Source organism: Leptospira levettii, from assembly GCF_002812085.1.
In the GTDB taxonomy this organism is placed as follows: domain Bacteria; phylum Spirochaetota; class Leptospiria; order Leptospirales; family Leptospiraceae; genus Leptospira_A; species Leptospira_A levettii.
The window spans coordinates 472,891-494,786 of the sequence record NZ_NPDM01000001.1; the positions used below are offsets into that span (position 1 = coordinate 472,891).

General features: G+C 34.5%; 19 protein-coding genes. 9 read left to right on the forward strand and 10 right to left on the reverse strand.

Features of this window, described 5'->3' with window-relative positions; translation table 11 throughout:
• Positions 1-876: a ChaN family lipoprotein gene (locus tag CH354_RS02130; protein WP_243395925.1), complete on the reverse strand. Its 876-nt coding sequence runs from the start codon at positions 874-876 to the stop codon at positions 1-3.
• Positions 860-1,402: a glutathione peroxidase gene (locus CH354_RS02135; protein ID WP_100726170.1), complete on the reverse strand. Its 543-nt coding sequence runs from the start codon at positions 1,400-1,402 to the stop codon at positions 860-862. The genes CH354_RS02130 and CH354_RS02135 overlap by 17 nt, the downstream gene beginning before the upstream one ends.
• Positions 1,403-1,429: 27 nt before the next feature.
• On the opposite strand from CH354_RS02135, the gene CH354_RS02140 reads away from it, so the two are divergent.
• The 9 genes from CH354_RS02140 to CH354_RS02180 all read left to right on the forward strand — a co-directional run bounded on the left by CH354_RS02140 (position 1,430) and on the right by CH354_RS02180 (position 14,304).
• On the forward strand, positions 1,430-2,296 hold the full coding sequence (locus tag CH354_RS02140; RefSeq protein ID WP_100726169.1) for a nucleoside phosphorylase-I family protein: 867 nt from the start codon (positions 1,430-1,432) through the stop codon (positions 2,294-2,296).
• Complete coding sequence (locus tag CH354_RS02145; RefSeq protein ID WP_100726168.1) at positions 2,289-3,287, forward strand: SPL family radical SAM protein; 999 nt, start codon at positions 2,289-2,291, stop codon at positions 3,285-3,287. Before CH354_RS02140 ends, CH354_RS02145 begins: the two co-directional genes overlap by 8 nt.
• A gap of 49 nt (positions 3,288-3,336) precedes the next feature.
• Complete coding sequence (locus tag CH354_RS02150; RefSeq protein WP_100726167.1) at positions 3,337-7,074, forward strand: adenylate/guanylate cyclase domain-containing protein; 3,738 nt, start codon at positions 3,337-3,339, stop codon at positions 7,072-7,074.
• On the forward strand, positions 7,071-9,158 hold the full coding sequence (locus tag CH354_RS02155) for an adenylate/guanylate cyclase domain-containing protein (RefSeq protein WP_100728338.1): 2,088 nt from the start codon (positions 7,071-7,073) through the stop codon (positions 9,156-9,158). Before CH354_RS02150 ends, CH354_RS02155 begins: the two co-directional genes overlap by 4 nt.
• A gap of 137 nt (positions 9,159-9,295) precedes the next feature.
• The gene (locus CH354_RS02160; RefSeq protein ID WP_100726165.1) at positions 9,296-9,814 is read left to right on the forward strand and encodes a helix-turn-helix transcriptional regulator; all 519 of its coding nucleotides are present in this window, start codon (positions 9,296-9,298) and stop codon (positions 9,812-9,814) included.
• Between the two features lie 51 nt (positions 9,815-9,865).
• Positions 9,866-11,431 (forward strand): peptidoglycan DD-metalloendopeptidase family protein, encoded by a 1,566-nt coding sequence (locus CH354_RS02165; protein WP_100726164.1) that lies wholly within the window; start codon positions 9,866-9,868, stop codon positions 11,429-11,431.
• Positions 11,428-13,362: an ankyrin repeat domain-containing protein gene (locus tag CH354_RS02170; protein WP_100728339.1), complete on the forward strand. Its 1,935-nt coding sequence runs from the start codon at positions 11,428-11,430 to the stop codon at positions 13,360-13,362. The genes CH354_RS02165 and CH354_RS02170 overlap by 4 nt, the downstream gene beginning before the upstream one ends.
• On the forward strand, positions 13,362-13,796 hold the full coding sequence (locus CH354_RS02175; protein ID WP_100715671.1) for a Crp/Fnr family transcriptional regulator: 435 nt from the start codon (positions 13,362-13,364) through the stop codon (positions 13,794-13,796). Before CH354_RS02170 ends, CH354_RS02175 begins: the two co-directional genes overlap by 1 nt.
• A complete protein-coding gene (locus CH354_RS02180) occupies positions 13,786-14,304 on the forward strand; it encodes a Crp/Fnr family transcriptional regulator (RefSeq protein WP_100726162.1) in 519 nt (172 codons plus the stop codon). Before CH354_RS02175 ends, CH354_RS02180 begins: the two co-directional genes overlap by 11 nt.
• A gap of 1 nt (position 14,305) precedes the next feature.
• Here CH354_RS02180 and CH354_RS02185 read toward each other — a convergent pair whose 3' ends face one another.
• The 8 genes from CH354_RS02185 to CH354_RS02220 all read right to left on the reverse strand — a co-directional run bounded on the left by CH354_RS02185 (position 14,306) and on the right by CH354_RS02220 (position 21,896).
• Positions 14,306-15,013: an SDR family oxidoreductase gene (locus CH354_RS02185; protein WP_100728340.1), complete on the reverse strand. Its 708-nt coding sequence runs from the start codon at positions 15,011-15,013 to the stop codon at positions 14,306-14,308.
• Entirely contained in the window at positions 15,010-15,930 is a 921-nt protein-coding gene (locus CH354_RS02190; RefSeq protein ID WP_100728341.1) for a CE1 family esterase, read from the reverse strand. Before CH354_RS02190 ends, CH354_RS02185 begins: the two co-directional genes overlap by 4 nt.
• A complete protein-coding gene (locus tag CH354_RS02195; RefSeq protein WP_100715818.1) occupies positions 15,927-16,451 on the reverse strand; it encodes a hypothetical protein in 525 nt (174 codons plus the stop codon). Before CH354_RS02195 ends, CH354_RS02190 begins: the two co-directional genes overlap by 4 nt.
• Positions 16,441-17,052, reverse strand: coding sequence for a hypothetical protein (locus CH354_RS02200; RefSeq protein WP_100728342.1), 612 nt, complete (start codon positions 17,050-17,052; stop codon positions 16,441-16,443). Before CH354_RS02200 ends, CH354_RS02195 begins: the two co-directional genes overlap by 11 nt.
• 2 nt (positions 17,053-17,054) lie before the next feature.
• The gene (locus CH354_RS02205) at positions 17,055-18,164 is read right to left on the reverse strand and encodes a DNA alkylation repair protein (RefSeq protein ID WP_100728343.1); all 1,110 of its coding nucleotides are present in this window, start codon (positions 18,162-18,164) and stop codon (positions 17,055-17,057) included.
• Positions 18,165-18,227: 63 nt separating this feature from the next.
• Positions 18,228-20,351, reverse strand: coding sequence for an ABC transporter substrate-binding protein (locus CH354_RS02210; RefSeq protein ID WP_243395926.1), 2,124 nt, complete (start codon positions 20,349-20,351; stop codon positions 18,228-18,230).
• Positions 20,352-20,442: 91 nt separating this feature from the next.
• Positions 20,443-20,991 (reverse strand): PadR family transcriptional regulator, encoded by a 549-nt coding sequence (locus tag CH354_RS02215; RefSeq protein ID WP_100726157.1) that lies wholly within the window; start codon positions 20,989-20,991, stop codon positions 20,443-20,445.
• On the reverse strand, positions 20,988-21,896 hold the full coding sequence (locus CH354_RS02220) for an alpha/beta fold hydrolase (RefSeq protein WP_100726156.1): 909 nt from the start codon (positions 21,894-21,896) through the stop codon (positions 20,988-20,990). Before CH354_RS02220 ends, CH354_RS02215 begins: the two co-directional genes overlap by 4 nt.

Here is a 21,896-nt window from a genome sequence, read left to right on the forward strand (position 1 = left end):
TTATCGGTCATTTGTTAAAATTACAAAATCAGCGATTTTCACAAAATCTGAATCCTCTTCTTTTCCCTTGGGAAACCCGGATAAAACCAACACAGAATGGCCCATTTCTCGTAACCTAAACACAACTCCACCATTCCGATCGGAATGAAAACGACCGTTCAAATGGACTACTTTTTTGCCAGATTTATGGATTTCAGCGGAAATTGCCTCCGCCATACCCTGGTCCCAGGTGGCTTGGCCAAGTATCATGAATTGGGGATTGGTTTTGTGTTGGTTTGTATGTTCGATCCCGCCAAAAAGATCAGTTAACCTTTGTTTGTAATCTTTGGTGAGATATTTTTCTAAGGTGTAGGCTTGGGGTAGAAAAGTCATCGCAGTAGGTGAAAAATCTCGGTATGCCAAAAGGCCTTTTTTGGAAATCAAATTTACATACCTTCTTGGGGGATTTGCTGCGATCACCTTACATTGATTTTCTTTTGTTATATTGACAAGAGGCAAATAATCCGTTTTGAAATTTTTCCAATGAACGATGGATGTTAAAAATTGAGATTCCGAGATGGTTCCGTTGAGGTATTCATCCACAATGAATTGTTGGTCTTTCTCTAACATTTCTAGTGATAAGCTGAACACATCTGAAGCATATAATTTACGTAAGAACCCTTCGTAAAACCGATGTAATTCGTGATTATCGTGTTCTTCGCCGAGTACAATCACATCATATTGTTTTGTTTCCTTGATGATGTCATCCATGGAAACTAATTCAGAAGTTTTGGTTCGAATGATGTTTAGGTTGTTAGGAATTGTTTGCCCAAACAACCCAAACACAAAAACCGAAAATAAAAAGAAACAGGATGTTTTCTTATAAAATACTTTCAATGGCTGCTTTCAATTCAACACTTTCAGGTTTTGTGGAAGATGGAAATCGATTCACAACATTTCCATTTTTATCGATGAGAAACTTTTCGAAGTTCCATTTTACGTCACCTTTTTCCTTCGCATTCTCAGTTAAAAATTGGTACACTGGATCTTTGTCAGTTCCTAAAACTTTTGTTTTTTTCATTAGATCAAAACTGACTCCGAAATTAAGCTTACAAAATTCTGCAATTTGAGCTTCCGTTCCTGGTTCTTGTCCACCAAAGTCATTGGATGGAAAACCGATCACTTTTAAACCTTTATCTTTGTAGGCGAGATGGAGTTTTTCCAATCCTTCATATTGTGGCGTATAACCACATTTAGATGCAACATTGACAACTAAAACAGGATGGCCTTTATACTCTCCGAGAGAAATTTCCTTTCCTTGGATGGTAACAGATTTTAAATTATGAAATGACATTTTTTTTCCTCCAGCAAACAGATTCAATCCAACAAATAGAAAAATAGCAAACAAAACTTTTCTTTGCATTAAGACCCCCTCCTCCAATTTTAGACTATGCCATCATTGTTTTTTGCAGTTCTTTCGGAAGCAAAACCTTGGATCCAAAAAACAAAAGCAAAACCAGTCCACCACTCTGGTAAATTCCGAATCTACAAAAATGATTCCATGTACATCATCATTTCAGGCGTTGGAAAAATTGCAATGGCACTTGCCGTTTCTGAGTTTGCACACCTTTTGCCAAAAGAAGAAAGAGACCATATGAAAGTATGGAATTTGGGAATTGTTGGTTCCAATCAATTAAATTGGAAGGTTGGTGACTTCTTTTGGATTCATAAAGTCACTGACTATGCTACCGGGAAGGACTATTATCCAGAAAGGATGACAAAATCTGTATTTGGAATGGAAACAAATCTCACAACATTTGATCGTCCCATTGCCAAAATCAAAACAGATAATCAGTTCCAAGTCTTAAACGAAAAGGATTTAGAATCGGTATCACTTGTTGATATGGAAGGTGTTGGGTTTTTTGAAGCGGCATCCCTTTATTTTCCACTGGAAAACATATCGATTGGGAAAGTGATCTCAGACCACTTAGAAGGGAATTTTTGCAAACCAGAAACTGTGGAATCCATATTGGCAAATCTGCTGGAACCATTATTCCTTGAATGGACTAACCCTCTCCCTTGGGTAACGGAAGATCCATTTGAAACAAGAATTTGGCCAGAAATATGGAAAGAAGTGAAAGAGCTTCGCCTTACAGAAACGATGAAACATGATCTTAAAAAATCTTTACGATTTTATTTTTTACGTTATCCAAATACAAAGATACCCATGCCCAACTTAGAAATTGTTCCCAAAATCAAATCGAAAACAGAAGTGAAATCATTTGTAGAGGAATGGAAAAAACAACTTCATGTTTAAATCATTTTCACATATTTATATTGAGGAAACAGTCGCCGATCACTTTCGGACCAAGGAAATCCTATCCAAATTTCCCAATGCGATCCAAATTCCAATTCGCCACTACAAAGACAGTTTTAATCGAAATTCACAAAACTTTCGAATCCAAAAACAATCTCCAAAACTGGTGTTAGCTGAAAAAAAAGAACATTTTTTATATCCAGGAAGTGATTTTTCACCTAATTTTTCCCATAAATATTTTTATTACAATACATTAGCACTCAATTGTATTTACGATTGTGAGTATTGTTACTTACAAGGAATGTTTCCTTCCGCAAATCTTGTGTTATTCGTAAATTGGGAAGATTTTTTTACGGAAACAAAAAAGTTCTTAGACAATCATGGTTCTTTGTATTTGGCACTTTCGTATGACACTGATTTGTTGGCTTTGGAATCATTTTTCCCCGCAACAAAAAGTTGGATCCAATTTGCCTCAACGGAACCAAATTTGACCTTGGAAATCCGAACAAAATCTACCAATTTCCAATCCATTGCCCATCTAACACCAAACCCTAACATCATCCTTGCATGGACAATCAGCCCACAAATTGTCATCGATACGATAGAACATGGAACTCCCTCTTTACAAGCTAGGATCAAAACAATACAAAAAACAATCGAGGCCGGATGGAAAGTAAGAGTTTGTATTGATCCCGTCCTTCGTATCCCTGATTGGAAAATCCATTACCAATCGTTAGCCGAATTATTAGGGAAAGAACTAAATCCAAAAGGCATCACGGAACTCAGTGTGGGAGGTTTTCGTATGAATCTCGATTTTTTAAAACAGATCACAGACAAACGAAAGGACTCTTCCATTTTATTTCATCCATTTGAAAAAAAAGACAAAATTGTTTCGTATTCAAAAGAAGAGACGGAAGAGATCTTACATGTAATAATTCCTTCGTTTGAGAAACATTTTGATCCATCCCAAATAAATCTGAGTTATCCTTAAATTTTTCCTTTCCATTTCCTTTCGTTCTCATAGGCTGTGTAGCCTAACTATGAAGAAAACGTTTCATTTGGTTGTATCATTCTGCCTTCTCTTTTCCATTTTTTCCTGTGCAGAAGTCAATCGGAACAAACCAATTGCTGAGAAAGGGAAAATCGACTTATCTTCATGGGATTTCCTCCGTGATGGAAACATCAACTTGGACGGAGAATGGGAATTTTATTGGAAAGAGACGTTAAGTGGCATTCAAATTGAAAAAGAACTAGGTAAAGAACCAAAGTTCATCTACCAAGTGGTTCCATCGAATTGGAAAGGTGTGGATTGGTTTGGAGAAACACTTGGTGGGTATGGATATGCGACATATAAACTAAAAGTAATTTTCCCAGAAAACACACCTACTTTAGCCTTTCATAATTTGGATCTCTCCTCTGCGTACCGAATGTACATCAATGGGAAATTGGTGGTCGAACAAGGTAGTTTTGGAATCAATCCAAACTATTTTGAACCTTCCTACAAATCCATCTTGGTGGATCTCGAACCAGTTTCTGGCGAAACAGAAATTGTTTATGAAATATCCAATTTCCATTATTCGAAGGGTGGATTTTGGGAAAGTATGGAAATTGGCGAAAGACGTAAGTTATATGACAAAGTCAATCGCAGTTACCAAATCACTTCCTTCTTAGCGGGAAGTATTTTCCTCTGGGCATTGTATCACCTAGGTTTGTTTCTCATGCGCAGGCAAGATAAAGCTAGTTTGTTTATTGCACTATTTAGTTTACTCATTGTTATGCGCCTTCTCACAATTGGTGAGAGAAATATTTTGGACATCATACCATCTCTCCCGATGTCTGCTCTCATTCGATTGGAATTTGCAACAATTTACATATCAACCATAGTTTTTGCATACTTCTATCGATTGGTATTCCCGAATACCGTGGGGCAAAGGACAATGTATGTTCTCTACACCCTCATCACTCCTTTTTTAGTTTCTTTGTTTTTACCTGTCTCTGTATTTACTTCACAAATCCATTATTTCCAAATTTTCCTCATACTTGTTTGTGTTCGTATCACCATTGCTATTATCATGGCCTATCGTTCTGATACGGTTGGAGCAGGATTATCACTCATTGGTTTTAGTTTTGTTTTTGGGACTGTTGTCCACGACATCTTATACCAAAACAATATCATCAATACAATGAATATCACTCCTTTTGGGTTTTTAGGTTTTATTTTGTTCCAAGGATATATTCTATCTTATGGATTCACAAGAGCTTATTTATCGATCGAAAAATTAAAAGAAAGTTTAGAAATTTCAAACAAAGAACTCAATATCCTAAAAGAGGGATTGGAAGATATCGTTGTCGAAAGGACAAAAGAATTAGAAGTTTCAAAAGCAAATATCGAAAGGCTCAATGAATTTGCAAAAACTCTCAACACATCTCTGGAGTTAGATAGTATCCTAAACAAAGCTTTCGATTATTTGAAAGAAGAAGTATTTTGCGATTCGATGATTCTATTACTTGTTGATTCTGAAAACAGTAAACTCCAATACCACAAAGCTTTAGTTTCTTCCACATCCGAATTACAACTTGAATCAAAATTTCGCGGAGTCAGTTTCCCTTTAGACCCAAGTGCTGGATTGTTTTACCATGTTTATAAACGGAATCGTCCCTTTCGATTTGCAAAAGTATGGGAATCTCGTTTAAATGAATCCAATCAAAAATTCATCCAATTGATTGGGAAAAATCCAGGAATGATCATTCCATTAAGTTCACAAGGGAAAGTCATCGCGATGTTAGCGATTTTCAGTGAACACAAGGGATCAAGTTTTTCTAAAGCCCAATTACAATTGGTCGAAAATACTGCTGAAAACATCGCAACTGCAGTAACAAATTCCATTCTTGTGGAAGAAATGAACCGAGAGAAGTTCATTGCGGATAACGCTCGTTTGCAAATGGAAGATGCCAAAAACGAAGTTGTCAAACTCAATGAATTCACCAAAAAAATAAACTCTGAATCTAGTTTGTCTCAAATTATAGATGAGATGTTTGACTATATACTAAAGAGTTTCGAAATTGAAGCTACACTCATACAACTAATTGATCCTAAAAAAAAGGAATTGTATACATACAAAACTACCATTCCTACATATGCAACTGAAGAACAGTTACATTTCGCAAAATCCTTTCGCGTTCCATTAAATGAAAGAGGAGGGATCATTTATAAAACGTATTTACGAAAAAAAACATTATTTGTTCCTAAACCTCCCAAAACATACGAATCAGAGTTAGATGAACAAATTTTTTCAAAGTTAAGCTTATCTTCCTTTATTGCAGTACCACTGGTTGTGCAAAACGAAGTGATTGGAATTGCCTATTTTACTTCGTACCAAAAACCAATGGAAGTCACTCGCGAAGTGCTCAGACGAATCTCTGGTTTTTGTGATCAAATCGCTGGTGCAATTCAAAATTCATTATTACTCCAATTAACCGAAGAAGAACGAAAAAAATCGGAAAGAGCAAAAGCAGAAATTCAAAAAATGAATGAGTTTGCAAAAACGATAAACTCTCAAAACAATTTAGAAAATATTCTCGCCGAAATTTTTGGGTTCATTCGCAAAAACTATAAAATTGAAAACTGTGTCTTGTATTTTCTCGACAAAGAATTCAATGAGTTTCGTTATTTAAACCATTCCGGCTTTGACTTGTTAAATGATGAAAACGTGAATTTTTTTAAGACCCTAAGATTCCCACTCAAAGAGGAAAGTGGATTCGTTTATAAATGTTACCTACGAAAAAGACATTTTTACATGAAACATGTTCCTAAATCAATGCCTTATCAAATTGATAAACAGATTACTGAAAAATCAGGAATGAAAGGTTTTTTAATTTCTCCTTTAGTGAATAACGATGAAGTTGTGGCTATGGCTATGTATGGAATCAATGATGAAACTATACATTTTACCAGTGAAGAAGTAAATTCCATCGTAGGTGTTTCGGAACACATTGCAAGTGCCATCAACAATCACTTTTTACTCAAAAAAATTGAAGAAGAAAAACAAAGATCCGATTCTCTTTTACTCAACATTCTCCCCAAAAACGTAGCAGAAGAACTGCAAAAGAAAGGGCGAGTGAATCCCGTTGAATTTGAAAATGTAACATTACTCATGACCAGTTTTCCTGGTTTCTCTCAAATTACAGGACAACTCACACCAGAAGAATTAATTGAAGGCCTTGATTTGTATTTCTCTCGATTTGATGAGATCATCAAAACAAAGGGAATGGAAAAATTAAGGATGACTGGTGATATGTATTTAGCTGCTGGAGGTTTGCCTGTTGGAAACTTCACTCATGCAGTTGATGCCTGCCTTGCTGCCTTACAAATTAAAAATGAAGTGATTCGTATGATGGAAGATTTTAAAGACATTCCATTCAAACCGAATGGAATTACCATTGCAATTCACTCAGGGCCTGTTGTTGCGGGAGTGATTGGAAAATCAAAATTCAATTATGATGTTTGGGGGAAAACGGTCACACAAACACAAGCCATCAGACGTGGTGGAGTTGGTGTTTCAATTAACATCTCCCAAGAAACAATGGATAAAGTGAAACGATTGTTCCACATCGACAACCAAAGAATGATCAATACTTACGAAGGGGAACAATTCCCTATTTACGAATTGTTAGCATTAAAATCGGATTTAGCAGACGATTCAGGAATCCTTCCCAATGATAAATTTGAAAGGTTATATACCCAACAAAAACGGGGAGCAAAAATCCTAATCAAATGATCAATGTTATCTATCTGATTGGTTTTTTATTTTTAGGAATTCTTTATGGAATCACTAAATTATACAAAAAAAATGAAGAAAACCAAAATACCGTTACCGTCTTAAAATCTAAAATTCAATTACTGAATGAAGAATTAGAACAAAAAGAAAAAGAACTACTCTCAACAAAAACGCAGTCAGAAGAATTTTCGAACAAACTTGTTGATTCATATGGTCAATTATCTGACCTCGATGGTCTCTTAAGAGAAATCAACTCAGCAACTGATTTAAAAGATGTACTGAGAATCCTTGGTTTTTATATCAGAGAAAAATTCAAAGTACCACATTATCTTTTATACGTTTATAAAAAAGAATTAGATGCCTTAGAGTTTTTTCACAGTAACTTTCCAGAAGAACTTTCAGAGTCAGTAAAATTAGAGATCATGGGAAGGACAATCCCTGTTTCCGATTCCTATGTGACTAAGTATGCACACGCGTATGTTCGAAAAAGAAAACGAAGTTTTTATATAGAAGACTTTGAAACTTATAAAACAGAAGGTGTGGAACTTGAGAACAAAAAATCAGCAAATTTAAAATCCCTTCTCATTGTCCCACTTTACTTACGCAATAAATTCATCGGAACATTGGATTTATTAGATTACTCAGGCATATTTTTATTAAATGAACAACAACTCAACCAAATCAAAATCATAGCAGATTACATTGCAGGTACAATTGAAACTGGTTATCTTCTTGATGAGTTAAAAACAGTTAACAGCAAAATCCAAGAAGAAAAAGAGAATATAGAATCCAATCGTTTGAAACTGGAAAACCTTCACAAATTCAATCGGAAAATCAATTCCTATTCTGAAATTGAAGATATCACAAGAGAAGTTTTTAGTTATTTAAAAGCGAATCACCGTGTTGAATTAGGTTTTATCTTATTAGTAGATCCAAAATCCAATTCATTAGTCCCTCTTATGGAAGGTGCTGAAGTATTTAACAAAGGATTACTGGTTACAAATTTTTTAAGAACATTCCGTCCGAAATTGATTCCATCTATCGGTTCCCTCTATCGTTCTTTTCAAAAACAAAAACCAATTTATCTCAAAAAATCATCACGATGGAAAGAATTAACCCCAATTGATACTTCAATTGTTGAAAGTTTTAAATTAGAAATTTTTGGACACGTGCCTCTTGTTGTCCAAGGCCAAACCATTGGGATTGTTTGTGTCACTCGCCTAACAAAAGAAAATCCTTGGACACAAATTGAATTCCAAGAAATCATTTCATTTTGTGAACAAGTTGCGGGTGCAATTCATAATGCAAATTTACGCCGAGATTTGGAAAAAGAGAGAGAAAAAACAATCCACTTCATTCGTAACATTCTTCCTGGTGATTTAGCGGATGAACTCATTGAACGCGGAGAGGTTGTTCCTATGGAATACGAATCCGTTAGTATATTATTCACTGATTTCAAAAACTTCACAAAAGCAGCTGAATCATTGTCACCAGAAGATCTGATTGAACAATTAGATGGATGTTTTTCGCAATTTGATGATATAGCTGTAAGGCACAATTTTGAAAAATTAAAAACAATTGGGGATTCGTATATGGCTGCTGGTGGTATTCCTCAAGGGAATTTCACCCACCCCGTAGATGCCTGTTTGTTTGCCATGGAAATCAAATCATTTATGACACAAATTCGATCCTTCAAACAAATGTTAGGACAAGATTTCTGGGAAATTCGAATTGGTATCCACACTGGTCCTGTGGTTGCAGGTGTTGTGGGAAAATCAAAATTTGCATATGATGTTTGGGGAGATGCAGTGAACACTGCAAGCAGGATGGAAAGCTCAGGTGATGCTGGTGAAATCAATTTGTCAGAAACTACTTATGATAAAGTAAAACGATTTTTTGAATGTGAATACCGAGGTAAAGTCAAAGCCAAAAACAAAGGGGAAATGGGGATGTATTTCTTAAAACGTTTACGTCCTGAATTTTCAAGAGATCAGGAAGGGATGGTTCCCAACCAAATCTTTTTAGATTTATATAAAAATTTGCAAATCGGTGCAAAAATCATCTACCGCCAAACTGGTTCTTGATTAGATTTTTCTCCATTTCATATCAATAGCATCGCATACATTTTTAAGATTTCCAATAGAGGAAAACCGCAAATGTGGAAATTACCTATGAAACATACTTGATTCTACATTAGAGAAGTTTGAAATTGAATCATTAGATGGAAACTCGCACCATACGTATCCTTTTTTTGGTTTTTTATGTGATTTCATTAATTGTGTGGATCATTGAAGAAATATACACACTGACAAAACCACCTGAATACTTCGACCGATTTCGAGTCATCATCGCAACCATAGAATCATTCATTGCCATCTCTTCCTTCCTTGTTGTTTTTATTTTATACAAAGAACTCAAGAAAGAAGCTGTCGAAAACAAACAGGCAAAAACACAAATCCATGACTTAAAAAGGACCAATCGAATTTTAAAAAATCCTGAAATTGGATTTTGGGCAGAAGCAAAAGCCCAAATGTTGGAATGGAATTTAACAGATGCAGAAACTGAGATTGCTATTCTTTTGTTAAGAGGTTTTTCCCAAAAACAAATTGCTGCTGTCAGAAAAAAAAGTCTGAGGACCATCGAAAACCAAACTGCGTCTATCTACGAAAAATCTTCTATGAGGGGGAAACTGGAATTTATTTCTTTTTTCCTGACTCCTCTTTTACCTGAAGAAGACTGAACAAAAAACCTTGACCAAAGTGATTCTTTTTGGTTATTTTAAGTTTGTTTTATGAAAAATCGAAACGTAATTTTATTCACATTCGTATTTGTATTATGTAACATTTCACTTTGGTCCCAATCACAATTAGAAGACCGTGACAAACAAAGACAGTCTGGGTTAATCAAAACCAATCAAAAAAAACAGGAGGAAATTCTGCAAAAGTATAACGACTTTGTTTCAAAAGTACAAAGCAGATTCCCTGGCCTTAAAATTTCCTCTTCTCCCATCGACTTAAAATTAGCAGAAGGAATATCTGATCATAATAATGCACCGGGAGCCACTGATAAAAAATCCAAATCGATTAGTGCCATTGCATCTGATCATTTTTATTTACAACTAGAACCAAATAAACAACCTAATGCACGTTCGCAAATAAAGGTAAAAAAAGGGGATCCCCTCGAAGTTGTTTTGGTTTTAAAACAAGATGTAACAGAAAAAAAAGAAGGTTCTCATTGGGTTTTGGTGCGAACAAAATCAAAACAAGAAGGATATACCACCCAAGACTTTCTACAACCAATAAAACCAGCTGTAAAATCCAGAAATACGGAAGGACTTTCTTTAGATGTATCTGCTATACCTTCCAGAATCACTCCCGAACCAGCTAGCCTAGGTTATACGGACTCGAAAAAAGGAAAAGAGATGTGGGTAAACGCTAGCTCCTTAAATATGAGAGGAGAACCCGATGTGAACGGTTATGTAATCGCAAGGTTACCAAAAGGAATCAAAGTCACCGTTCAAAGTTCCACTTCAAATGAAGAAACGATCGACGGAATTTCTTCAAACTGGCACCAAGTCTCTTCTGCTTATGGCAATGGCTGGGTGTTTGGTGGATACTTAAGTAACTCAGAAGTTGTCTCTTACGAAGTACAACCAGGCGAAATATCTTTTCCGCAGGAGAATCCAGACGATTTAAAAATTGGAGATAAACGTTTTGTTAGATCCACAAATTTACGAATGAGAGATGAACCAAACGAATACGGCTCTGTAGTTACTTCGATCCCTGGAGATGAAAAACTAAAAATTTTAGATGCCAAAAAGGAAATCGAAACCATAGGTGGAGTTCGATCAAAATGGATTTATGTCAATTGGAATGATGAGTGGGAAGGTTGGGTATTTGGGGGATTTGTTTCAAAAGAACGTGGTCCTCTCGTTGATACTGATGATATCTCAAAATACTTTCAGATTCCAGTAGATAACGACCGCTATGTGTCATCTAGTTTCGGAACACGTGTAGATCCAGTAACTGGCAAAATTGGAGCCTTCCACTCAGGAATCGATTTACCCGCTCCAGTGGGAACACCTATCAAGGCGGTGAGTGATGGAAAAGTATGGCGAACAATTACAACTAGCGGTGGTTATGGGGTATTAACGATTATTAGCCATAAAAATAACATCTACACCTATTATGCTCACCAGAGTGACCGACAAGTAAAAGAAGGTGACACAGTCCGCTCTGGCGACATCATTGGTCTCGTAGGAAACACTGGCAAATCTACAGGTCCTCATCTCCATTTTGAAGTTAGGAAAGGCCCAGACCAACAAGCATTGGATCCAGGAGCATATTTACCCAAATGAAATCTAAATTAAATCTTATTTTCTTTATTCTGATCCTATCGTTTCAACCTTACCTTTTTGCGGAAGAACCTTTATCAACTCCGACAGAAGTTTCACCTAGTTTCGATATGGTGCAAATTCTACTAAAGGGAAATCAAAAGGAATTTGAAAACGCAGTGACAAATGGTGGAGACATCAACGCTTCAGACGATTCTGGAAAATCACTTCTCATCTTAGCAGTTGAAAAAAATCGAACAAAACAATTTGAGTTTTTATTAAACCAGGGTGCTGATTTAAACAAACGTGATCTTTCCGGCAAAACATTATTACATTATGTTGTCACATCCAAATTCACCAACCAAATCAAAACATTAGTTGAGAAAGGTGCAGATTTAAATGCTTATGATGCTGATGGAAACACAGCGTTACACGTTGCTATCTTAAAATCAAACTTAGCTGTACAGAAGTTACTTGTAGAAAGTAAAGCAGATGTGAATCTCAGAAACAATCCAAGAAAATCACCCATTTATTTAGCCTTTGAAAAAGGCAAAATAGATTCTATTAACTTTCTTTTACAAAATGGTGCTGATATCAATCTACCGGATCTAACTGGTCGTACACCCATCTTTGTTGCAATTGAACAAAGAAACATCAAACTACTAACGCTCGCATTAGATGCAAATGCAAACCCTAACTCAGAAGATACAAAGTCTATTCGGCCCATCGTATTTGCGATTGAAAAAGGTTTCACTGCGGGAGTAGAAACTTTATTAAACCGAGGAGCAGATGTCCAATCCAAAACACCTGAAGGTGAATCTTTATTATTCTATTCTGTTGAAAAAAGAAACCTAGTTGTTACAAATCTATTAATCAAAAAAGGACTCAATGTTGATTCCAAAAACACCAATGGAAAAACATTGTTTGAAATCGCATTAACTAAAAACGATTCAAATTTATTAAAACTGGTGTTAGACGCGGGCGCAAACCCAAACCAAACATTATCAACTAATAAAAACCCGCTGGAAGAGGCCATTGAAAGTTCAAAATGGGCTATTGCAGAGTTATTGATCGAAAAAAATGCAGAGATTCAATCACCCAATCTTTCCGGTTACTTACCTATCCATTTAGCCTCAAGAAAACCTGGAATTAAAATCGTAGACCTTCTCTTAAAAAAGGGAGTTCCCGTTGATATCATAAATGCAAAAACAAATGAAACTGCATTGTCACTCGCACTAGACAACAAACAATTAAACATTGCAAAACTCCTATTATCAAAGAAGGCAAACCCAAATCATCAATTGAAAGATGGAGCTGGGTTAATCTTTTCAACTATAGAAAGAAAAGATGCTGAATCATTTAAACTATTGGTATCCAATGGTGCAAATTTATTAACACTAAATGATGAAGACGAAAATCTAATCACAACAGTTTGTAAATTAGAGATAGATAAAAAAGAACAAAAGTTTGTTGATGAAACTCTTAAGTTATTGATTAGCAAGGGTGTGAACCCAAATGCAAAAAACAAACGAGGGTTAAGTGCTCTTCATATAGCACTCAATCGAAATCGAATCGAAACCATGTCAACATTGTTGACCATGGGTGCAGATCCTAACCTAACAGACAATAATGGATATTCTATATTACACAAGGCGATTCAAAAGTTTTTAAATGCAAAAGATACGAATCAAATTGAATTATATAAAAAATTAGTACTATTCCTAGTAGAAAGACGTGCGAACCTCAACCAACAGGATAAATTAGGGAAAACTATACTTTCCGAACTGGCAATTCAATTTGATCCTGGTAAAAGTGATCCTATTTTGGAATTGGCAAAAGTGTTGGTTCTAAATGGCGGTGATCCGAAGCTAAATGATAAAAATGGTAAGTCTGCATTAGATTATGCTGATGAGAAAAAAATTCCAGAACTCTTAGAAATTTATCGCGGTCTTTAATGTCCATTCCTAAAAAAGATAATCGTATCAACATATTCGACTTCGTTAATACAGTCCCAACAAAGACATTCAAACGAGGTGAGATCATCGTAAGAGAAGGTGATCCATCAAATGAGAAAATGTATTTTATTTTAAGTGGCACTTTATCAGTAGGAATGGGTGCACCTGACCAAGGAAATTTTCATGAAGTGAGAAAACTTTCTACAGGAGAGTTTTTTGGAGAGATTGCACTTATCTCTGCTCACCCAAGAGCGATGACAGTATTTATAGAATCGGATCGTGCACAACTAGGTATCTTAGATAAACAAAATTTGATTCGAATTGCAAATTCAAATCCAATGTTTGTATACGCACTATTGCAGACTTATGTAGAACGACTCATTGAAGCCGAACAAAAGTTAAAAGATCTTACCGAGGCGAGTGATGGGACTTAAAGAATCTCTAGCAAAACTTAGTATGATCAATATCAAAAGAGGAGAAGTCCTTTTTAAGGAAGGAGTTCCTTCGAATGGAGCTATGTTCTTTTTGTTTGAAGGTCAGTTAGACATTTATAAACAAATTGAAGGTAAACACACCAAACTAAGAAGTATATTACCTGGTGAATTTTTCGGTGAAATGGCTATCATCAACAATAGCCCAAGAGCGGCATCAATTGTAGTGGTCTCTGAATCGGCAAAACTTGGTATCATCAATCGAACTACTTTTGTGCAAATGAGTCAGGAAAGCCCTGAGTTTTTATTTTTGTTACTGAAAAAAGTAATCGAAAGATTATATGAAACTGATGGAAAAATTAGAGCAATCAAAAGGAAACAAGATGAAGACTCAATGATTTCCAAAGTTGTACCCACTGTCTCCAATTCTGATTCAGATTCGAATGGAGAGAACCAAGGGGTAGTACCTTTAGAAACATTCACAGATGATGTACAATCAATTGGTGAATGATTTATAAATTGAATTTTTTTCTTTTGATTTTAAATATTTCTGGCCTAACAACAATTTCAGGAACTACAAATCCAGATTGATCCAAGATTAAATGTTTAACCACATTAGCAATTTGGTCTGGTAACAAATATGACTTTGGATCTTGATCTGGTTCTATATTCAAATGATTATAAAAATCTGTTTTAGTGATATCAGGTATCACTAAGTGTACCTTAACTGAGTATTTTCGAAGTTCATCAAATAATAACCGAGCATATTGGTGAATTCCAGCCTTTAGTGAACCATAAACATTTCCCCATGGAGATATTTCATTTCCCGAAATCGAACCAATAAAGATAATTCTACCCTCATTTTTTTTCAAAATACGCGTGAGAGAACTTGTTAAAATCATAGAGGAAGTCAGATGAACTTGCACCATTTCTGATATTTTTTCAGGAGATAATTCTTCCATGGGTGCAAAGTATGCAATTCCAGCATTATTGATTAACAATGAAATACGATCTTTATCAGGAATCAAATTTAGGATCTTGGGAATCGAATTTGGATCACTTAAATCTCCTTTCAGTAAATGAAAATCTTCGTATAACTCTTGGCTTTTTTCTGGATTCCTACAAATTCCATACACGATAAAATCCATTCCAAGCAAGACTTTTGAGATAGCGAATCCAATGCCTCGTGATGCTCCTGTTACGACTGCAACCTTTTTCATTTTAAACTATCCATGAATTCCCATACCAACAAAGAGGCATCAATTACCTTTGTCGTTTTTCCTTGATTGATAAATGGAATCATTGTTGTTTCTCCTGGCCAACTATGGCCAAGACCATTCAATTGAATCAATTCAACAATTTTGTTATTTGAACATTTTGAAAACCTTTCAAAATGAATCTGAATATTGTTTCCATCTTCCACAAAATCCTTAGTCGTTTTGGTAACTGTATCTTCGCAACGATTCCATTCCCTCCATCTAAAGATGCTATCTGTAACCGAAAGAATTTCTTTACCATCTTTTACATAACCTCCATTAAAAGGAACCAATGGATCTTCAGTGCCAGCCATAATGGCAACAGAGACAGGCACTGTGTTATGTTTTTGTTTTGATTTTAATAATGCCACGGAAATTTGAGCAGCCACACTCATCACCCCTCTCCATAGTTCCGATTTTTCAATCGCTAATCTTTGGGCCATAAAGCCACCATTGGAATGACCAACCAAATACACATAACGTTCGTCAACTGAACCCTCTGCAATCATACGTTTTACAATCGATTCGATAAATAAAACATCGTTGATTGAAGCCTCATCGGCAGGTGAGTTACCTCTTCCATCAGCCCAACTCCTCTTATATCCATCAGGAAATACGACAATAAATCCTTTTAAATCCGCAACCTCGTTTAACTTAGTTTGTTTCATCATCGTAACCCCAGTTCCGAATCTACCATGAAGTGCAACTAACATCGGTATGGGCAACCCATTCCAATTTTTTGGATAATGTACTGTGTATGTGCGTTTTACTCCATTCAATTGGAAATAATCATTTTTTTCATTGGGTTTTAATTTATAAAAGTAACCCATACAAGAAAATAATGTAATCAGACAAAAAATCCCTACTTTAAATTTTTTCATTGAGTCATCTCCAATTTGGTTACCTCAAGAAGTTGTTCTTTGTAAATTCTGTTTGGCCAATTGGTAATCATCAAAATTACCACAGGAATCCCTCTCCACTGGTCCATACCAACGGAATATTCATTTTCAAAAAGTATTTCATCTGATCGCGAATAACGGAATGTTAGTGATTGTTCTGTCCGAATATGGGATGGAAAAATACCACCTGAAAAAAATGTAAGAAGAAACTGCACTTTATGCAAAAATGGATATTGATACTTCGGGTCTTTTTTTTGTAATATCACTTCCAACGAGGATGAAGCAGACTGATCCTCGATTAACCCTTGTTTCTTGATATAATCAAAAATAATTTCTTTTTCCGATTCATATCGATAGAATCCTGTAAAAGTGAGTCTGATTCTCTTTTCTTCTATTTTAAGTTTGTTACGATTTTTGGAAGTGACAGGATCGGGAAAAGCAGCACAGTTTAAAAAGAACAAAACAGGCATTAAAACTAGAATTTTTTTCAGATCAAAGGTCATGTTTTGCATCTCCTAAAAACTCCAAAACTTTCTCCGTTAAAATAGATTTCCACTGATCTCTGTCATCTACCCACATGAATAAAATCGATACCCAACCAAATACACGATAGGACTCCATTGGGTATCGATATTCTCTCTCTATTTTCCCATTTTTTTTGAGTCGAAATAAAAGATAATCATCATCGCGATCAATATCAGGAACAACAAAGAATGTGCTAACTGCTAAAAAACGGTTCACTAAATACAATAAAAATCGATCCTGTTTCCGTTCCGCTAAATACGAAACTGGCTCAGTTGATTCTCCCAAAAAAAATTTAAACTTAGGACTTGACTCTAATATGATTTGTAGATGTAAATCTGCTTTCGTTTGATCATAATACCGAACAGAAGAAAATTTGCCTGATTTTTCTAAAGCTGATAAAATGTAAGTTACACGCCTTCTATCAAGCTCTTCATCCCATCCGATTAATTCATAACTCAAAGATCGACTGTGTATTTCTTCGTTTAGTTCAATTTTTCGTCGTTCGCTTGAATAAAAAACCGAACACGAAATACATAAATTGAAAATTAAAAAAAATACTTTTAGCTTTATATTTTTCATTTTTATTTACCATTTAACAATTCAAATTGAGCAGTTTTACATTCACTCCCATTCATAACAATTGTGATGCTATGTTTTCCTGGATAATACACTCTTGTTGTGATAGGTTTAAAAGAATGTTTTTTATTAATTTCAATTTTTTCTTTTGATTTTAATAATTTTTCACCTAACTGGAAAACTTTGTTTCCAAGTCTGCCATTTGCCAACAAAAAACCAATTTTATATTCTATCCTAATCTTTATGTTTTTAGTGGAGGGATTCAAAAAACTTAGATGAAACTCTAACGAATCTCCAATTTTAATTTTATTTTTCGTTAAAGTTAATTTAAAATCTTCGGGTTTCCACTTGGTATCATATTGAAAATATGATAATGCTCTGACATCCGCTTTTTTGAGTAATCCGCGTAATGCATGTTTCAAATTCTTATCTAAAATTTCTGAAACACCAAACTTATTTTTACAAAATTCTAGCACAAGATCAGGTTGAAGTTTTGAAATATCATTCAGATGATTGGATACACTTCTTCGGACAATTTCATTTTCATCATTCCATAAGTTTTCTAAAATACTCAGATGAATTTCCGGTTGCCTTTTGATTGCAGGAACTCCAATGCCCCAAGGTAAAATAGGCCTACTTCCTTCACTTGCCAATCTTCTAACAAATGGTTCTTTGTGGTTTGACCATTCCTCCATTTGTCTTACTGTTTTTTCAAAAAAATTGATATAATAAAATCGAATGGCAAACTCTGCACTTGAAAATACAGTCGTCTTTTCTAATATTCGCATAGAAGTTTCAAAATCCTGAATTCCAGATTTAACTACAATATCATTCAGAAAAATATATGGGAAATTAAAATCACTAACACCTTGTTTTCTTAATAATTTAATTAATGCCATAAGTTTTGGCTCAATTTTAACCAAGGGATCGTTCCAAAAGAACAAAAATGTATCCGCGATACGATTGATCCTTTCCTTTAGTTCATAATTTTTCCAAGGAGATTCCATGAGTTTTTTTTGAAAATCGGAAGCTTTAATCTTTGGATCGATTTGGGAAACGACAAAACTTAAATTTTGAATCCAATGAGATGAATAAATTTCTTTTAATGGTTCCATTGTTAATGCATTACTATCAATTGAATTTTATTTTTGTAAGAACCAAACAAATACTTACGATACTTAAGGATTAACTTTTGGTAACCATACGGAAAAACATGCACCTTGACTACTGGGTTCCAGTTCAATTTTTCCACCCATTTGTATGATCATTTTTTTACAAATGTCAAGTCCTAGTCCCATTCCTTCGCCATTTGGTTTGGTCGTAAAAAATGGATCAAAAATCTTATCTTTAATATTCTCTGGAACTCCAACACCAGAATCAATGATAGAGACTTTGATCCAATTTTGATCAGTATTTATCTTAATTTCTAATGTGCCGTTAAAAGACATGGCATGTAAAGCGTTATTAATTAGATTAATCCAAACTTGATTAAGTTTATCACGATTTCCCTTACATTTAAGTTCAGATCCATAACTTTTAACTACCGTTATCTTACTTAAGTTGTAATGATAAAGTGACAATATAGTTTCAATCTCAGTTTCTAAATCGATCACCGATTCGTTGCTAGTTGTTTCTTTTTCTGATACTAGGTAATTTTTCAAAGCACGGATAACGTGAGTTGCCTTTTCGGAAGCTACTGAAATAATTTGATTACATCGATATGCTGAATTGATACTCGCCACTGAACGAAGAATGTCCATTGATCGTTCACTTTCTAATATATATTCAATCTGATCCAACTTTCGGAACAGACCCGTTTCAATCACTAGTTGTATAAGATCGCCATACAACTCCATTTTTTCCAACTGAGAAAACTTTGAATGTAACTCTTTCCTTAATGACCTTTCCGATTTACCTTCCAAATATACTTGATTATCTAAACTTTCTTTTAGAACGATTTGGTAACGCTTAGTATCTTCTTCATTAAAATTGATAATCGTTGAGATTACAATTTGCAACTTATTCTTTAGAAAATCATAAAGTGATAAGTTAGATGAAACAATGGCTCCCAAAGGAGTATTTAATTCATGAGCCATTCCTGCTGCTAACTGGCCCAAAACAGCCAATTTTTCAGATGCAAGTAATCGATCTTGTGCATCGGTAAGTTCTTTTAATGTATTTACCAAACTTTGATTTAAAATTTGTAAACTTTCATTCGATTTTCTTAATTCTTCTGTTCTTTGTATAACTTGATTTTTTAAATTTTCTGAGTATTGTTTATTTAGCCTTCTCCATTGAATTAACCAAATAACTCCTACTCCTACTAAAACGATAAAAAAAGTATAATAAAGCCAATCATAATTTGTAGGAGGATTCGGATCATACAAAAACCCTTTTAAACTTATGTTCCTGGGCAACATTCCAAGTTCGTAATATATATCATTGATATGTTTCCATCTACCTGGATTCATATAGCCCATTTCAACAAGCACAGGTTGTATCAATGGAGTCATTTGCTGAGCTTCAAATAATAGGCGTTCTTTCGGATTTTTTTTGGAATATTTATTATAAATGAGATCAGCAATTTCTTCTTGGTGACTCATCGCATATTGCCAACCACGTAGTGTTGCTTCGCGAAAAGCTTTCACTCTATTTGGAAATTTTTCTACTTCATCTTCGCTTGTAAAAAAGTTATCTCCATAAAAATCAATCCCTGCCAATCTTGGAGAATAAGCAATGACTTGGAATCCAGCTTTTTTAAAATCAAAAGCCTGTGTAGTTGCATATCCCGAATAAGCATCAACTCGACCTTCAATTAAATCTCTTGGGTTAAAACGATGTTCCAATAATTGAAGATCTGATGTATTAATTCCTTCTTTCTTCAGGTAGGCAACAATTTCCTCCATCCAAGGAGTTAACATAACTCGTTTTCCAACTAAATCATGAATGCTCTGAACATTTGATGACTTTTTAAAAAACAAAACAGATGGAGAATGTTGGAAAATAACTCCTAATACAACAATAGGTTTTCCCATATGTCGGTGTAATAATAATTCATTACTTCCGACACCATATTGTCCTGTTGTTCGTACAACTTTTTCGTGAATACCACGTATCCCAACTGTACTTTCTATAAGTTCTACATCTAAACCAACGTCTTTGTAAAAACCTTTTTCATAGGCAGCATAATAACCAGCAAACTGAAACTGATGAAACCATTTGAGATGCAGGGTTACCTTATCTAAGGCAAATAGTGTTTGGAAAGGTAATATAAAAAATAAAATGAATAAGACATAGTTCATTCTGCGACAAATCGAAGTCGTTTCCATTCTATTAATGTTTTATTGATTTAGCAGTGCAAATCAATGAAATAACATATTAATTCGATTATTTTTAAACTTTTTCTTGGATTTTTCCCTTTACCTTTTGTATCCAATCTAAATTTAACAAAGCCTGTTTCTCCGCATATTCCAAAGTTAAATTCCAATACTCAGTATCAGGGTGTTTTTCCCATTCTGTTTTTAGTTCTTTTTGAAATACTTTTAATGATTTTAAATCTTCCTTTTGTTTTCTGATTTCACCTTCCAGTTGTTCCATAAGTAACTTGGGATTCATATGCCTACCAAAGAATACTTTAAATAACAATTCATTCCTTTTGTTTGTTTGAATCGGAGATTGGTCCATCCACTTTCGAAATTCCTCTAAACCAGGACGTGTAACCTTAAATACTTTTTTTTTCTTTCCATTTGAATCCGTTTTTTCCCACTCTTTAATGAATCCATCTTTTTCTAATTTGGATAATGTAGGATATATTTGTCCGAAACTTTCACTCCAAAAGAAACTAATCGTAGATTCGATATACTTTCGAATCTCATACCCATTCATTTCACATTGGGATAATATTCCTAAAAGTGCATATTGTGTTTTACTTTCTCTTTTCATTTTTCCCGTAGTTTGTTACGTATATTGATTTCTTTATGAAATAACATCAATGCAGAGATTACTTCTTTTGGTGTTTCCACCTGAGGCCAATGGCCAATTTTACTAGATAAAAAGTATACAGAAGCAAATGGATATTCTTTTTTAAATCGTTTCGCCATATGGATTCCAGAATTAGGATCTATTGGTCCGCATATATAACAAAATGGAATTTTGGTATTTTTAAGTGTTTTGATCCATTTGTCTTGGTATTTAACTTTATCAAAGACCAAACGACCTATTAAATATGCTATATCTTTTCCTTGTTTGTAATTTAAAATATTCCAATATTCATTTAATAATTCTGTATTTGGACCAGTTTCGGGTCCAAACATTTTTTTCAAAGAATTCTCAATCGAATTTCTTTTTATTTTTTTACTTAAATACTTACCGATAAAATTCGGCGTTTGAGATAATAACCTTTGGATCATTCTTGGTTGATACACATCAGTAAACAAACCACCATTCATAAACGCAACAGATAGAATTTCAAAATCCAAACTATCTATATTTCCCAACATTTCTTCAACGACACTTACGGCCAAATCATGTGCTAATATTCTTATCTTTTTAATTTTTAATTTATTTAATAGAGTTTTGATCGTTTCAACATAATCTTCAAAGGAATAGGTATGATTTTTTGGTTTATCGGAGAATCCCATACCTAAGAAATCGATAAATACCAATCGGTATTGTTTAGATAAATCTTCTATAACCCAATTCCAATCATAACTGTTAAATGGATATCCATGTAACAAAAGTAATGGTTCACCATCTCCTAATGTTCCATAGAATATGGAGTTACCGTTGTAATCATAAAAATTTCCAAATTCTTTCAGAGCAGAAGCATTAATAAACTTTCCTTTCAT

Excerpts from the sequence above, each read along its gene's own strand:
- CH354_RS02175 (WP_100715671.1), top strand. The coding sequence starts at position 13,362 with ATGTCCATTCCTAAAAAAGATAATCGTATCAACATATTCGACTTCGTT.
- CH354_RS02210 (WP_243395926.1), bottom strand. The coding sequence starts at position 20,351 with ATGAACTATGTCTTATTCATTTTATTTTTTATATTACCTTTCCAAACA.
- CH354_RS02150 (WP_100726167.1), top strand. The coding sequence starts at position 3,337 with ATGAAGAAAACGTTTCATTTGGTTGTATCATTCTGCCTTCTCTTTTCC.
- CH354_RS02135 (WP_100726170.1), bottom strand. The coding sequence starts at position 1,402 with ATGCAAAGAAAAGTTTTGTTTGCTATTTTTCTATTTGTTGGATTGAAT.
- CH354_RS02160 (WP_100726165.1), top strand. The coding sequence starts at position 9,296 with ATGGAAACTCGCACCATACGTATCCTTTTTTTGGTTTTTTATGTGATT.
- CH354_RS02195 (WP_100715818.1), bottom strand. The coding sequence starts at position 16,451 with ATGACCTTTGATCTGAAAAAAATTCTAGTTTTAATGCCTGTTTTGTTC.
- CH354_RS02165 (WP_100726164.1), top strand. The coding sequence starts at position 9,866 with ATGAAAAATCGAAACGTAATTTTATTCACATTCGTATTTGTATTATGT.
- CH354_RS02170 (WP_100728339.1), top strand. The coding sequence starts at position 11,428 with ATGAAATCTAAATTAAATCTTATTTTCTTTATTCTGATCCTATCGTTT.
- CH354_RS02145 (WP_100726168.1), top strand. The coding sequence starts at position 2,289 with ATGTTTAAATCATTTTCACATATTTATATTGAGGAAACAGTCGCCGAT.
- CH354_RS02155 (WP_100728338.1), top strand. The coding sequence starts at position 7,071 with ATGATCAATGTTATCTATCTGATTGGTTTTTTATTTTTAGGAATTCTT.
- CH354_RS02140 (WP_100726169.1), top strand. The coding sequence starts at position 1,430 with ATGCCATCATTGTTTTTTGCAGTTCTTTCGGAAGCAAAACCTTGGATC.
- CH354_RS02200 (WP_100728342.1), bottom strand. The coding sequence starts at position 17,052 with ATGAAAAATATAAAGCTAAAAGTATTTTTTTTAATTTTCAATTTATGT.
- CH354_RS02215 (WP_100726157.1), bottom strand. The coding sequence starts at position 20,991 with ATGAAAAGAGAAAGTAAAACACAATATGCACTTTTAGGAATATTATCC.
- CH354_RS02180 (WP_100726162.1), top strand. The coding sequence starts at position 13,786 with ATGGGACTTAAAGAATCTCTAGCAAAACTTAGTATGATCAATATCAAA.
- CH354_RS02185 (WP_100728340.1), bottom strand. The coding sequence starts at position 15,013 with ATGAAAAAGGTTGCAGTCGTAACAGGAGCATCACGAGGCATTGGATTC.
- CH354_RS02220 (WP_100726156.1), bottom strand. The coding sequence starts at position 21,896 with ATGAAAGGAAAGTTTATTAATGCTTCTGCTCTGAAAGAATTTGGAAAT.
- CH354_RS02205 (WP_100728343.1), bottom strand. The coding sequence starts at position 18,164 with ATGGAACCATTAAAAGAAATTTATTCATCTCATTGGATTCAAAATTTA.
- CH354_RS02190 (WP_100728341.1), bottom strand. The coding sequence starts at position 15,930 with ATGAAAAAATTTAAAGTAGGGATTTTTTGTCTGATTACATTATTTTCT.